This window comes from Fulvivirga lutimaris (assembly GCF_009711525.1).
Classification (GTDB): Bacteria; Bacteroidota; Bacteroidia; order Cytophagales; family Cyclobacteriaceae; genus Fulvivirga; species Fulvivirga lutimaris.
Genome location: NZ_SMLV01000311.1, coordinates 1 through 12,855 on the forward strand (window position 1 = coordinate 1; position 12,855 = coordinate 12,855).

Genomic DNA, 12,855 nt, shown 5'->3' on the forward strand with positions numbered 1-12,855 from the left:
GCCCATATCGGATGCCACAGTTAAAGCTGAGTCCAAATTTATCTGCGCCTTTTTATAGTCTTTGGTTTCAATATAAGTAGCCCCAAGATTTGATTTTGAATAAGCTTCACCTAAGACGTTGCCGCTAGACTCTTCCATTGCCAGTGCTCTTTGATAATATATTAGTGCATTTGCATAATCTCCTCGGTAGAAGTAAACATTACCCACATTATTGAGAGAATTAGATGTTCCATCTATTTGAACATCTTTTTTAGAAGACAAAGCCATGGCTTCAGAATAGTAATCTAAGGCAAGATCTTCACGCCCCATCTCCATATAAGCATTCCCTATATTATTTATAGCATCAATAAGGCTACCATTAGCTCCAATAGATTTAAAAAGATCGTAAGACTCAATAAAATAGATTAGTGCTTTGTCAAATACCTTTTTTAATGAATATACAGTACCTATATTATTCAAAGTAGAGGCTTGGGCTTTCTTGTCATTAATTTCTGTACTTATTCTCAGTGATTCTATGTAGTACTCAAGCGCTTCATCATAAACACCCTGGTTTTTATAAATAACCCCAATGTTATTTAATGCTGCTGCTCTACCGTTAGGATAAGATATTTCATTAGCAAGCTCTAGGGCAAGTATTGACTGCTCCAGTGCTTTGGTTGGGTTCAAGCGGTTGTAAACAATGTAAAGCTTATTAAGAACGTCAACTCGGTTTTTTCCCTCAGCTGTTTTTAATGCATTCTCTAAGCTGTCTAAATTTTGAAATGCGTCAGATTTTAAAGCCAAAAAGACCATTAACAAAATAAGAAGACCTTTTTTCATAGATTTTTTAGTTGGTATATCAAAGTTAGCATTATAATTGAAAGGTAATGAACTTAGAAATATAGATTATAATGGATGTCAGGAAATTGTATATTTGAATATAAACATGAAACTAATGAATAAGTTAATAATATCTTTTGCGCTGCTTTTATTTAGCACTGGTGCCTTCGCACAGTCAGAATTGACCACCGTTATACTTGTGAGACATGCTGAAAAAGGTGTGGATGAGGGTGGAGATCCTGATTTGACCGAAGCGGGAATTGAAAGAGCTAAGGAATTGGTTCGGGTGCTAAATGATCAATCGATAGATGGAATATACTCTACTCCATTTAAAAGAACCAGGCAAACTGTAGCGCCATTGGCAGAAGCAAAAGAACTGAAAATCGAGGACTATAACCCTTTTAAGATGCAGGAGGTTGTTGACTTGATCGCTAATTCCAAAGGGAAAACATTAGTTTTTTCTGGACATTCGAATACTACACCAGCAATGATCAACCAAATAATTAAAGAGGATAAGTTTAAATCACTTGATGAATCCGATTATGATAATTTATACATTGTTACTTTCTCTGAATTAGGAAATGCCAAAGTCACTGTTCTGGAATATGGAGCGGATAGTGATATGTAACAGAGCTAAACTATCATTGATAAATAAATTATTAAGGGACCGACTGTCCCTTTTTTTATGCCTTTCACAAAATCTTTTAATTAATAGTTAACTGGCCGCAAGTTTAATTTCTTAAAAGCATCCAACCTTTGTATTCATTGTTTAAACATAAACCTGAAAGAGCCTGTAAACAAAAGCAGGGTTAATCAGTTAAATAGTTACTATGTATAGAAAGTTACTTTCAGTCATTTTTTTATTAATTACAGTATCTCCAATTTTTGCTCAGCGTTCTGGGGGGCGTTCTGGCGGAGGTGAATCGCCTTTTGAAATAAAAGGACAACTCATTGATGAGTCAACCCAGCAACCACTTGAGTTTGCCACCATAAGTTTGTTAAATGCCGCTGATAGTGCGTTAGTAGATGGAACTATTACTGATGCAACTGGTATATTTAGTCTTAAGCCTAAACCGGGTAAATACATATTGAAATTGCAATTCATCTCTTATGGAGACGTGTTTAAAACGGTTAACCTAAATAGAGAAAATAGAAAAGTAGATATTGGTAAGGTTACGTTAAGTCCTGATACTGAAACCCTTCAGGAAGTGGTAGTGACTGGTGCTAAAGATCAAATGCAGTTGGAGTTGGATAAAAGAGTCTTTAATGTAGGGGAGAATCTCAATAATATAGGTGCTAACACTGCAGATATTTTGGAGCAATTGCCGTCAGTAGCGGTGGATGTAGAAGGTAATGTGAGTCTTAGAGGTAGCCAAAATGTAAGAATTTTAGTGAATGGTAAACCTTCTGGACTGGTAGGAATCAACAATCAGGATGGGTTACGTCAGTTGCAAGGTGATCTTGTAGAAAGAATTGAAGTTATTACCAACCCATCTGCAAGATATGATGCTGAAGGATCTGCGGGTATAATCAATATTATTCTGAAAAAGGAAAGACAAAAAGGTTTTAACGGAGCCTTTACCACCAATTTGGGCTGGCCAGCTAACTATGGTTTTTCAGGCAATGCTAATTACAGATCAGGAGCATTTAACTTGTTTGGTAGCTATGGTATCAATTATAGAGAAAACCCTGGTGGCGGTTATACAGATAGGAAGTCTGTATTTAACGATACAACTACTTTTACTTATATAGATAATGATAGGGTGAGGTCAGGGATATCGCACAATTTTAGATTTGGAACAGACATTTATTTAAATGATAACAATATAATTACTGCTTCTGCCATGGTGAGAGTTTCTGATGAAGAAAACACTACCGATCTTCAGTATATAGACAGGGACATAAACTTCGATATTATTGGAAATACCCTCCGTCAGGATTTCGAAAAGGAAGATGATGATAATTATGAATATCAACTGAATTACACTAGAAATTTCAAAGGTGAGGGACATGAACTCACAACACAGCTTCAGTATAGAGATAATGATGAAACTGAAGCTTCGATCATTGGACAGGCTGATTTGAATCTGGGAGAATCACTAAGTGAATATCAACGATCTATTAATGTTCAGGGTGACAAGAATTTATTGGCGCAGGTTGATTATGTATACCCAATAAGTGAGGGAAAAAAGTTTGAGGCCGGATATAGAGGGACACTTAGAGAAATTTCAAGTGACTACAGAGTGTTGGAAATTAATGATCAGGGAGAGTTTGTTCCTATCGAAGAGATATTTCAGGATTTGAGTTTTAGCAATGAATTTGTCTATGATGAGGATGTACATGCCGGTTATGCCATTTTCGAAAATAAGATGACCAAATGGGGCTATCAGCTGGGTTTAAGACTAGAGCAGACTTATATTACTACCTTTCAACGTGAAGGCAACCTGACAAATGAAAAAGACTACTTAAATGCTTTTCCAAGTGCTTTCCTTTCATACAACCTGAGTAAAATAAGAACAATACAGGCGAGTTATAGTAGAAGGCTTTCCAGACCGAGATTTTGGTATTTGAACCCATTCTCATCCTTTAGTGATCCAAGAAATATAAGAACCGGTAATACCAACCTTGACCCAGAATATACAGACTCTTACGAGTTGGGGATATTAAACAATCTGAAGAAAGCCTCTATCTATGTGGGTGGTTATTACCGCTATACTACTGGAGTCATTGATAGAATTAGTGTTCCTGGAGAGTTCGCTGGCCAGCCGAGTACCATCACCACTCCATATAATATTGGTGTTGAAGATGCTTTTGGTATTGAAGGTAATTTTAGTATTGATCCTACGGATAAGTTTAATATTAATGGTAATGCTAACTTTTACAGAGCGATAACTGAAGGGTCATTTGAAGGGCAAAAGTTAGAGCGTGATGCTGTTACAGCCAATTTCAGATTAAATACAAGAGCTAAAGTCGGTAAAATGAATATTCAGGTGAGTGGAAACTATAGAGCCCCTCAAAACACTGTTCAAGGTACAAGAAAGAGTATGTACTCTGTTGATCTAGGTGCTAATCTTGATGTCTTTAAGGGTAAAGGAACGTTGAATTTGAGTGTTAGAGACTTGTTCAATACCAGAAAATATCGCGGTGATTTAGTAACGGAGACGCTTGTAGAATCAAGAGAGTTTCAGTGGAGATCAAGACAGGCCAGACTATCTTTTACTTATCGCATCAACCAGAAGAAAGAAAGAGGAGGTAGAGATAGGGATGGTGATTATGATGGTGGAGGAGAAGAATTTTAGAACTTAACGCCAATTCTTATGCCTCCCCATCCAGCGGTGGGGCCATTCTTAAACTCTGGAGTAATGTAGGTTCTGCTATATTCCATATACAGCTTTTCTGATTTAATGACTAATCCAAAATTATACTGGAAGGTTACTCTTTTAACAGCGTCACCTTCTATTGTATAAGGACCGTCATTGAACACACCACCTTGAAGTGTAGCATCATAGCCAATAAAGCTAATAACAGGTTGTGAATAGAGATAACAATCAAACTTTTTGGACTTGCTATTACCATTTAATATTGAATTGAACTGACCTAGTAGTGTGGTAATTCCAGCTGATGCATTGGTAAAAAGTGTACCTATATTGGCTGAAGCGTAAGTTTGTAATTCGAATAGGTTATCAATCATAAGAACTTGCTTTTCATGACTCAGTTGATAATTTATAACAAGGTCATTGTTTATCTGATGCCTCCAGCCTTGAGGAATTGTACCATCAATTGCCATGTGAATAGCGGTCTGCATCTCTTTGCCAAAAGCCAACGGCCCAATGGCTCCAAGACTTAAGCTTGTACTAATTCTTGACCTGCTGGATGTATCTGTGCTTATGACAAAACTCTTAAGCATAATAGCGGAAGCAAAAGGCCTATCTCCATATTGTATTTCTGGGCGTCCTATTTTGTTTGGAGTGTACCCAATATGCTCAATAGACAGCCCATATTTATTGGCCCAACCTTCATTTTTAAATAATAAATAGTTGATAGGATTTTTGGCAAATACAGGAGCAACAAATTCAATATTATATCCTTGTGTGTAGTTCTCGTCTGAGGAAGAGAAATAGTCGTTGTCATAGCTAAATCTGAAATATCGATCTCCGTCAAAATCCTTAAAGGCAGAGGTATGGTTAATTTTTTGAGCTTTTGCCTGACAAAGGCTAAACAGAAGTAATAAAATCAAAAGGCTGTTTTTCATTTTATAAATACGCAAATTCTGTAGCAATAAGATTTTTCAATTGATTAAATTCGTTCAGATACAGTATTAATCATTTTAAACAGTTGCTTTCATATGCCATTTGTAGATAATAAAGATTTACCTTCTCATGAACTGGTTAAAGGATTTAACGCCCGATTTGTTCACACCGATGAACTGACTGTTGCTTATGTAGATGCAAAACAGGGAGGTGTTTTACCAGAACATTTTCATATAAACCAACAGGTTACCAATATCATAGATGGTGAACTGGAAATAACAGTGGAGGGAAAAACCACTATTCTCAAAAGCGGGATGGTAGCGGTTATTCCTTCTAATGCCAAGCATTCGGCTGTTGCTTTAACAGACTGCAGGATTATTGATGTTTTCCAGCCGGTAAGGGAGGATTATAAGAAACTGGATGAGTAGAAAACAAAAAACACGTCACCTCAACCAAGAAGTGACGTGCTACTTTCTAAATAACTTTTAAGTTTTATTTTATCTCAAATACAGCTCTTATCTGAGCGTTGATAGTGATGTTCTTAAACTCAAGATTGCTTTGGTAGCTGCTACTTTCCATCTTTGCATCCATCATCATAGCGTTGGAACGGTAAACTGGAGTGTGTCCAAAATCAACATCTTGCACCTCAATGGCTCCACCTATTTCTTCATCAATAGAAGCAAGTAGGGCGGTAGCTTTTTCTTTTGCCGATTTTAATGCTTGGATTTTCAACTGCATCTTGTACTCTTCAATTTTTGAATGTGTTACTTCAGCGATATTCATTCCATTTACACCTTCGGCATCTAACTTATCGACCAGGTCATTAATCATTTTTACATCTTTCACTTTTAATAAAAAGCTTTTGGTTGATAGGTAGTCATCTGCTTTCTTCTTCTTCCAGTCCCAGTTGTACCCATAGATATTGTCCACGGTTAAGCTTTCTTTAGAAAGCCCCAGCTGATTAACAGCTTTAACTAGTCCACCTTCAAGGGTGTTCATGCTTACAGTTTTTGATCCATTCTTATACTCTTTCAAAGTGATTTTGATAGAGATCTCATCAGGTACTATTTCCATTTCAGCTTTTCCATTCACCTCTATTTGCTTTGTTTTAGAACTATTGCTTGATTGTGCCATTGCGCTGAATGACATCAAAACTGCCGCAGTAATTATCAATAACTTTTTCATAATGTTTTTTCGTTTTTCTATATGATGCAGGGATAAATCAAATTCCATACCCAAACTTAAAATAAATTTACCTGTGCTAAACTAAAGGCTTGCCCGATTGTTAAAAAGTCATGGAAAAAGCTGCAAAGAAAAAGACAACAAAGAGATCATTATCTGCCGCTGCAATAATGAAAGCCTATAAAAAACACCTCCTGACAGAAGGAAGCCAGCCTGCATCGGTATTTGTTTTTATGGAGCAACTGAATGAGGAGGAGGAAGAATTTTATAAATATTTCTCTTCGTTTGAGGCCATTGATGCCGAATTGTGGAAGTCCTTTGCTGAGCGAACCATTAAGGCCATAAAAACCGACAAAGCTTATGACGGGTATGGAGCACGAGAAAAAATGCTTGCGTTTTTATTTACGTTGGTTGAGGTCTTGAGAAAGGACAGAAGTTATGTAAAACTCACTTTTAAAAGACCTGATAAACCAGAGCTGGTTCCTGCCTGGCTAAAAGATTTCAAAAAGGCATTTGATAATTTCTCTATGGAAGTGATTGAAGAGGGAATAGGAAGCGAAGAAATTATAAAAAGACCGATTCTATCCGAAAGGTATCATGACGGCCTTTGGCTTCAGATATTGTTCATAATTTCATTTTGGTTGAGAGACACAAGCAAAGGCTTTGAGCGCACTGATGCGGCCATTGAAAAATCAGCGAACCTCTCTTTTGAATTAATGGGAAGAGGCCCGTTGGACCTTTTATTTGACTTTGGAAAATTTCTTTATCAGAACAAATAGATGAAAGGTGAACAGACGAGCATTCCTACCTCGAAGGTACAGCGTGCAACAAGATTTTTAAAGACAGGTGCCAAAGTAGGTGGTAACTATATAAAGCATTACAGCAAGAAGATGTTTGACGCTGAATTGTCAAGAGATCAGCTTGATAACGACAATGCAGAAGATATCTATGACTCTTTGAGCGAGTTGAAGGGAAGCGCATTAAAAGTTGCTCAGATGCTGAGTATGGATAAAAATGTGCTTCCAACAGCCTATCAGGACAAGTTTGCTATGTCGCAATACAGCGCCCCCCCATTGTCATATCCTCTGGTAGTACAAACGTTCCGCAAGTATTTAGGCAAAAGTCCGGAAGATTTGTTTGATACTTTTACCAAAGAGGCCGTAAACGCAGCATCAATAGGGCAGGTCCATAAGGCTACCCGTGATGGTAAAACGCTTGCGGTAAAAATTCAATATCCAGGTGTGGCAGATAGTATCTCATCTGACCTTAAGATAGTTAGACCTATTGCAGCCAGAATGTTCAAAATAAGCACAGCAGAGCTGGAGCAATATATTGGTGAGGTAGAGTCTAAACTCATAGAAGAAACAGATTATTCTCTTGAATTAAAGAGATCGATGGAAATCACCGGACTGTGCGGTCATTTGGAAGGAATAGAATTCCCAACTTACTATCCTGAGCTATCCTCCGACAGGATTTTAGTAATGGACTGGATCAACGGTCTGCATATTAAAGAATGGTTGGCCACTAATCCGAGCCAGGAGCAGAAGAATGAAATTGGTCAGCGATTATGGGATTTTTATGACTTTCAAATTCACACATTGAAGCAAGTTCATGCTGATCCGCATCCCGGAAATTTCATGATTACTGATAGCGGCAAACTTGGGATTATTGACTTTGGCTGCGTGAAGGAGATTCCAGAGGACTTTTATGAGCAGTACTTCAAGCTGATGAAAGATGATGTGCTCAACCCTGATTATAATTTGAAAGACCTCTTTTTTGAGTTGGGCTTTTTAAGTGATAAGGATACTGAAAAGGAGAAAGCCTTCTATCTCGATATTTTTACTGAAATGATAGAGTTGCTGGGCAGGCCATTTAGATCAAAAACCTTTGATTTTGGTGATGATACCTATTTCAAACAGATTTTTGAGGTAGGTGACAGGGTCTCCAAAATGAAAGAGATTCGCAATTCTAAAACTGCAAGGGGTAACAGACACGGGTTGTATATCAACCGAACTTACTTTGGTTTGTATAATTTGCTCAATGAGCTCAAGGCGAAGGTTATTACCAGCCATTGACTAAGTTTATTTCGGCCAACTAAAGTAGCTTTGAGTATGCGAAACTTGATAGCCATATTTCTACTACTTTTTGCTTTCTCGTGTGGTACTAATACCGAAACACAAAAGCAGCGTTTCCTTATCAGAGGTAATGAAGCCAGCAAGCAGCAAAATTTCCGTGAGGCCGTGCGTTTTTATACAGAGGCCATTAATCTGGATCCGTGCTATGCACCAGCACATAATAACCTGGGCATTGTTTATTACAGGCAAAAGCAATACGGCCAGGCGGTGATGGCCTATGATAAGGCCATAGAATGTGAGCCGGCATATTATGATGCTATCCTGAACAGGGCCAATGCTTTTTATGAACTCAATGAGCTCTACCGTGCGCTGGATGATATAGAGTACGTGCAGAAGAATCTGCCTGATAGTGCCGATGTGTATTTCAGAAAGGGGCTGGTGCAAACCAAGATGCGAAACTTTGATGATGCGATTGTGTCATTTAATTCAGCCTTAGAAAAACAACCGGGAAATGCCGAGACCATCATTAACAGAGGCACTGTTAAATATTATTTGAGAGATTTGGATGGGGCAGAGGCTGATCTTAAAGAGGCATTGAAGATTGATGCACTGGAGCCTAATGCTTATAATGCTATGGCGTTGATTGAGATTGAAAAGAACAATTATGATGAATCGCTGAAGCTGGTCAATCAGGCACTGGATTTGGAACCCGGACAGCCTTATTTCCTTAATAACAGAGGGTACATTTATCTTTTGCAGGAAAACTTAGCAGCAGCTAAGGAAGATATAAATAGAAGCATGACCATAGATGGTGACAATGCGTGGGTGTATAGAAACAAAGGCCTTTACTATTTTAAGACTGGTAAAATTGAAGATGCAATAACCTTATTAGAGCGTGCTGCTAAGATGGATCCTTTTGTAGATCAGGTGTATAATTTCCTTGGGCAGGTATATGAAAGTACCAATGACCTTAAAAAAGCGTGTAAAAACTATAAATTAGCGATCGAGAGAAAAGAGCGGGTGAATACTTCGCTGAGTTGCGCTTCATGAATGAACTAATTGAAAGGCTTTCTGATAAACTAAAGCAGCCACTTCCGGGAAGGGAAGCGCACCTGCTGATGATGCCCAAAGGTGCAGAACAGTCGCGGTTTGATGAAGCCAAAATGGCCAAGGCAAGGTTGAGCAGTGTGCTCATCTTGTTTTATGAAAAGAATGGTGAGGTGTATATCCCTTTGACCCAGCGGCATGACTATGGCGGCACACACAGCGGACAGATAAGCTTTCCGGGAGGCAAGTGGGAGAAGTCCGATTCTGATTTGATATTTACGGCTAAGCGAGAAGCGAATGAGGAAATAGGAGTAACCTATGAGGAGGTAAATGTCATTGGTCAGTTATCTGATTTGTTTATTCCACCCAGCAATTTTAAAGTGACACCGGTGGTGAGTTTTTCTGAAAAGATACCACAGTTTGAAATTGATCCTTATGAAGTAAAAGAGCTGATAGAAATGCCCCTGAATCATTTGATTGAAGAATCTACTGTGAAGCATACGGTGATAGAGTTTAGCAATGGTTTTAAATTAAAGACTCCTTATTTTGATGTGGATGGCCGCATTGTCTGGGGCGCCACCGCCATGATGCTCAGTGAGTTGAAGTCGATTATTATTTCATAATTGATAAAGTGCTTTGATCACGATGTTTTGATCATTATAGCTGAATGAACTTTAATTAATTCTCTACCAGTATATGATGTAAACTGGTTTTGAATAACCTTATTACTCCTTCTCTGGTACGGGATCATAGCCATGCGTACCCCATGGATGGCATTTACTAATCCTTTTTAGTCCCAACCATAAACCTTTTACTGGTCCCCAGACTTTAATGGCTTCAATGGCATAGCGCGAACAGGTAGGGGTATGGCGGCAGTTAGAGCCTAATAGCGGGCTAATGGTCAACTGATAAATCCTAATCGGAAATATCAGTATTGCAGATATTACGCCTTTAATCGATAGAGTATTCGGTTCCTTCTTTGCCATCTTTTAGTGAAACACCCAAAGTCTTTAAATCATCCCTGATCTTATCAGTTACAGTATAATTTTTGGCAGCTTTGGCATCGTTTCTTAGCTTTATCAATAAGTCCATCACACCATCAACCAATTGGTTGTCCTCGCCTTTTTCTTCTTTCAGTCCCAGTACCTCGGTAATAAAACCGGTGTAGTGCTTAATAAAGGTATCAAAGGTTTCTTTAGACAATAGACCTGTTTTGATATTGCCAGCTTTGAAGTTATTCATGGTGGTGGTCATTTCAAACAACACAGCTAAAGCCTTAGCCGTATTAAAGTCCTGACTCATATTCTCAAACAGACTATCAATAGTAGCTTTTACATTCGTTTCTAATTCCGTATCAACGGTTCCTTCAACAAACTCAAGTCCGTTGGCTATTTTATAGCCTTCCATCAGTCGCTTGTAACCTTTCTCAGCAGCTGTCAATGCATCATTAGAGAAATCCAACGTACTTGAATAGTGTGACTGCAACATAAAGAATCGCACCACCATAGGGCCATAACCACGGTCGAGTAATTTGTGTGTACCTGCAAATAGCTCATGCGGTAAAAAGGAGTTACCTAATGACTTACTCATCTTCTGACCGTTAACTGTAAGCATGTTGCTGTGCAGCCAGTATTTAACAGGCTCTTTGCCTGTAGTACCTACAGACTGGGCTATCTCACACTCATGGTGCGGGAATACCAAATCCATGCCACCACCGTGGATGTCAAAAGTCTCACCCAAATATTTGGTACTCATTACAGTACACTCCAAATGCCAGCCCGGGAAACCTTCACCCCAGGGTGAATTCCAACGCATGATGTGCGCAGGAGAGGCCTTCTTCCAGATGGCAAAATCTATTTTATTACGTTTTTCGTCCTGACTATCGAGCATTCGGCCACTTTCCATCAGCTCTTCAATCTTCCGGCCAGACAGCTTGCCATAGTTGTAAGACTTGTCATATTTGCTGACGTCAAAGTAAACAGAGCCATTCACCTCATAAGCAAGACCTTTTTCTAACAAGGCCTGCACCATCTCTATCTGCTCCATGATATGACCAGTAGCGGAAGGCTCAATGCTGGGAGGCAGCAGGTTAAATTGCTTCAATACATCGTGGAAGCCATTGGTATAGTGCTGCACTATTTCCATAGGCTCTAGCTGTTCCAACCTTGCCTTTTTAGCAATCTTATCTTCCCCTTCGTCAGCATCATTTTCCAAATGCCCTACATCGGTGATATTACGCACATAGCGCACCTTGTAGCCCAAATACATGAGGTAGCGATAGATCACATCGAAACTCATGAAAGTACGGACATTCCCTAAGTGCACATCGCTGTAAACTGTAGGTCCACAAACATACATTCCCACATGTTTTTCATTGATGGGCTCAAACTGTTCTTTTTGTTTTGATAATGTATTGTAAAGCGTGATTGGGAATTTGTCCTTTATTGACATAGATGAAAATTAATGCTAATTCTAAAGTCTGTAATGACCCCAAAATTAACATCAATTATCAATATTCTGCCTATTACGCCAAGTAAATTAGGCAACTAGTCCTTTTTCAGTGTCATTTCGAAAAATGGATACCATTGCTGACCATCAGGAGAAAAGTTTCCCTTCTCTACCCAAGTGTTATCAGTAAACTCAGCATCATATTTAATGGTGCCAGAAGGTACATCAAACCACCACGAAAACTTGTTAGGTTCAATAGTGAAATTGGCTATAGTGTGACCCCCTTCCTGGGTATGTGCATTCATTTTATACGCGCCCGAAGGCTCTTTGTAAACAATGCCAATAGCCTCAAAACTAACTTCGCCTGTTTCAGCACTTCTGCCAATGCCATTAATAACCAGAATGTTGTCTTTGAGTCTGAGCTCAATTTTTTCGGTTTGATTAAACTTTTCAATTTTGCCATCTGGCATACGAGTCCAGCCACTGCCAGACCAGTTCCCAACAAGAGGTTTCAAATGTTCCAGATCAGAAGACTGTGCCGAAATATTAAGGGTAAAACCTAAGAACATGAATAAAGTGATAAGATGTGATAGAGTTTTCATGAGTGTAAAATTTAGTTAATAAATAATTTTTCGTTTCCAGGCTCTGAGGTAATAGCTAAAAATAATACCTCCGACCACAGCAACTATAGCTGTTGCGAGTCCCAACATTGCGAAGAATGGGGTGGAGGGAATTCTAGTTAGCACCTCTGAGACAAAGGCCATATACAGGCCAAAAACTGACCAGAACATCCAGGATAAATGCGTGATTAACCAGCGTTTATTAGGCTTTTTAATGACAGCGTACATACCAATGCTAAGATTGATAAGGCTCATAATAGCAGCATAGTGGAAGATGCCAAATGACCCAAAAAGACGATAGATCATTAAGGCGGTAATGTTGACAATGAGCATGCTGGCAACGTAAGCATAGCCCATAAAGGCGTGAACCTTAGTGCCCTTCATGGTCACCAAAATGTAAGTACCAAAAATAGT

14 protein-coding genes are annotated in these 12,855 nt (G+C 38.8%); 7 read left to right on the forward strand and 7 right to left on the reverse strand.

The window, feature by feature from the left end:
- On the reverse strand, positions 1 to 819 hold an 819-nt coding region (locus E1140_RS06025; RefSeq protein WP_155180284.1), incomplete at its 3' end, for a tetratricopeptide repeat protein.
- A gap of 115 nt (positions 820 to 934) precedes the next feature.
- Between E1140_RS06025 and E1140_RS06030 the strand changes: the two genes are divergently transcribed.
- Both E1140_RS06030 and E1140_RS06035 read left to right on the forward strand, forming a co-directional pair.
- Positions 935 to 1,447, forward strand: a complete 513-nt coding sequence (locus E1140_RS06030) for a SixA phosphatase family protein (RefSeq protein ID WP_185153453.1) — start codon at positions 935 to 937, stop codon at positions 1,445 to 1,447.
- A gap of 202 nt (positions 1,448 to 1,649) precedes the next feature.
- Entirely contained in the window at positions 1,650 to 4,118 is a 2,469-nt protein-coding gene (locus E1140_RS06035; protein WP_155180290.1) for a TonB-dependent receptor, read from the forward strand.
- On the opposite strand, the gene E1140_RS06040 is transcribed toward E1140_RS06035, so the two are convergent.
- The gene (locus E1140_RS06040; protein ID WP_155180293.1) at positions 4,115 to 5,071 is read right to left on the reverse strand and encodes a lipid A deacylase LpxR family protein; all 957 of its coding nucleotides are present in this window, start codon (positions 5,069 to 5,071) and stop codon (positions 4,115 to 4,117) included. The genes E1140_RS06035 and E1140_RS06040 overlap by 4 nt on opposite strands.
- Positions 5,072 to 5,164: 93 nt before the next feature.
- Here E1140_RS06040 and E1140_RS06045 point away from each other — a divergent pair, with 93 nt between their 5' ends.
- Entirely contained in the window at positions 5,165 to 5,497 is a 333-nt protein-coding gene (locus E1140_RS06045) for a cupin domain-containing protein (protein WP_155180296.1), read from the forward strand.
- Positions 5,498 to 5,561: 64 nt separating this feature from the next.
- Here the strand turns inward: E1140_RS06045 and E1140_RS06050 are convergent, their stop codons facing one another.
- Entirely contained in the window at positions 5,562 to 6,254 is a 693-nt protein-coding gene (locus tag E1140_RS06050) for an SIMPL domain-containing protein (RefSeq protein WP_185153454.1), read from the reverse strand.
- Positions 6,255 to 6,364: 110 nt separating this feature from the next.
- On the opposite strand from E1140_RS06050, the gene E1140_RS06055 reads away from it, so the two are divergent.
- Genes E1140_RS06055 through E1140_RS06070 form a run of 4 tightly spaced genes read left to right on the forward strand, consistent with a single transcriptional unit; the run spans position 6,365 to position 9,996 of the window.
- Entirely contained in the window at positions 6,365 to 7,030 is a 666-nt protein-coding gene (locus E1140_RS06055) for a TetR/AcrR family transcriptional regulator (RefSeq protein WP_155180302.1), read from the forward strand.
- Positions 7,031 to 8,326, forward strand: a complete 1,296-nt coding sequence (locus E1140_RS06060) for an ABC1 kinase family protein (protein ID WP_155180305.1) — start codon at positions 7,031 to 7,033, stop codon at positions 8,324 to 8,326.
- Between the two features lie 36 nt (positions 8,327 to 8,362).
- Positions 8,363 to 9,376: a tetratricopeptide repeat protein gene (locus tag E1140_RS06065; RefSeq protein WP_155180308.1), complete on the forward strand. Its 1,014-nt coding sequence runs from the start codon at positions 8,363 to 8,365 to the stop codon at positions 9,374 to 9,376.
- Positions 9,373 to 9,996, forward strand: a complete 624-nt coding sequence (locus tag E1140_RS06070) for an NUDIX hydrolase (protein WP_155180311.1) — start codon at positions 9,373 to 9,375, stop codon at positions 9,994 to 9,996. The genes E1140_RS06065 and E1140_RS06070 overlap by 4 nt, the downstream gene beginning before the upstream one ends.
- A 102-nt stretch (positions 9,997 to 10,098) precedes the next feature.
- Here E1140_RS06070 and yidD read toward each other — a convergent pair whose 3' ends face one another.
- The 4 genes from yidD to E1140_RS06090 form a co-directional block, all read right to left on the reverse strand.
- The gene (gene yidD / locus E1140_RS06075) at positions 10,099 to 10,359 is read right to left on the reverse strand and encodes a membrane protein insertion efficiency factor YidD (RefSeq protein ID WP_155180314.1); all 261 of its coding nucleotides are present in this window, start codon (positions 10,357 to 10,359) and stop codon (positions 10,099 to 10,101) included.
- A complete protein-coding gene (cysS, locus tag E1140_RS06080) occupies positions 10,325 to 11,824 on the reverse strand; it encodes a cysteine--tRNA ligase (protein WP_155180317.1) in 1,500 nt (499 codons plus the stop codon). Before cysS ends, yidD begins: the two co-directional genes overlap by 35 nt.
- A gap of 95 nt (positions 11,825 to 11,919) precedes the next feature.
- Positions 11,920 to 12,423 (reverse strand): hypothetical protein, encoded by a 504-nt coding sequence (locus tag E1140_RS06085; protein ID WP_155180321.1) that lies wholly within the window; start codon positions 12,421 to 12,423, stop codon positions 11,920 to 11,922.
- Positions 12,424 to 12,438: 15 nt separating this feature from the next.
- Positions 12,439 to 12,855, reverse strand: a 417-nt coding sequence (locus E1140_RS06090; protein WP_221412645.1) for a DUF2306 domain-containing protein, incomplete at its 5' end; no start/stop codon positions are given.

Bases quoted from the DNA above. Each gene is read 5' to 3' on its own strand.
- E1140_RS06035 (WP_155180290.1), top strand. From the start codon at position 1,650: ATGTATAGAAAGTTACTTTCAGTCATTTTTTTATTAATTACAGTATCT.
- E1140_RS06055 (WP_155180302.1), top strand. From the start codon at position 6,365: ATGGAAAAAGCTGCAAAGAAAAAGACAACAAAGAGATCATTATCTGCC.
- E1140_RS06050 (WP_185153454.1), bottom strand. From the start codon at position 6,254: ATGAAAAAGTTATTGATAATTACTGCGGCAGTTTTGATGTCATTCAGC.
- E1140_RS06045 (WP_155180296.1), top strand. From the start codon at position 5,165: ATGCCATTTGTAGATAATAAAGATTTACCTTCTCATGAACTGGTTAAA.
- E1140_RS06065 (WP_155180308.1), top strand. From the start codon at position 8,363: ATGCGAAACTTGATAGCCATATTTCTACTACTTTTTGCTTTCTCGTGT.
- E1140_RS06040 (WP_155180293.1), bottom strand. From the start codon at position 5,071: ATGAAAAACAGCCTTTTGATTTTATTACTTCTGTTTAGCCTTTGTCAG.
- cysS (WP_155180317.1), bottom strand. From the start codon at position 11,824: ATGTCAATAAAGGACAAATTCCCAATCACGCTTTACAATACATTATCA.
- E1140_RS06030 (WP_185153453.1), top strand. From the start codon at position 935: ATGAATAAGTTAATAATATCTTTTGCGCTGCTTTTATTTAGCACTGGT.
- E1140_RS06070 (WP_155180311.1), top strand. From the start codon at position 9,373: ATGAATGAACTAATTGAAAGGCTTTCTGATAAACTAAAGCAGCCACTT.
- E1140_RS06060 (WP_155180305.1), top strand. From the start codon at position 7,031: ATGAAAGGTGAACAGACGAGCATTCCTACCTCGAAGGTACAGCGTGCA.
- E1140_RS06085 (WP_155180321.1), bottom strand. From the start codon at position 12,423: ATGAAAACTCTATCACATCTTATCACTTTATTCATGTTCTTAGGTTTT.
- yidD (WP_155180314.1), bottom strand. From the start codon at position 10,359: ATGGCAAAGAAGGAACCGAATACTCTATCGATTAAAGGCGTAATATCT.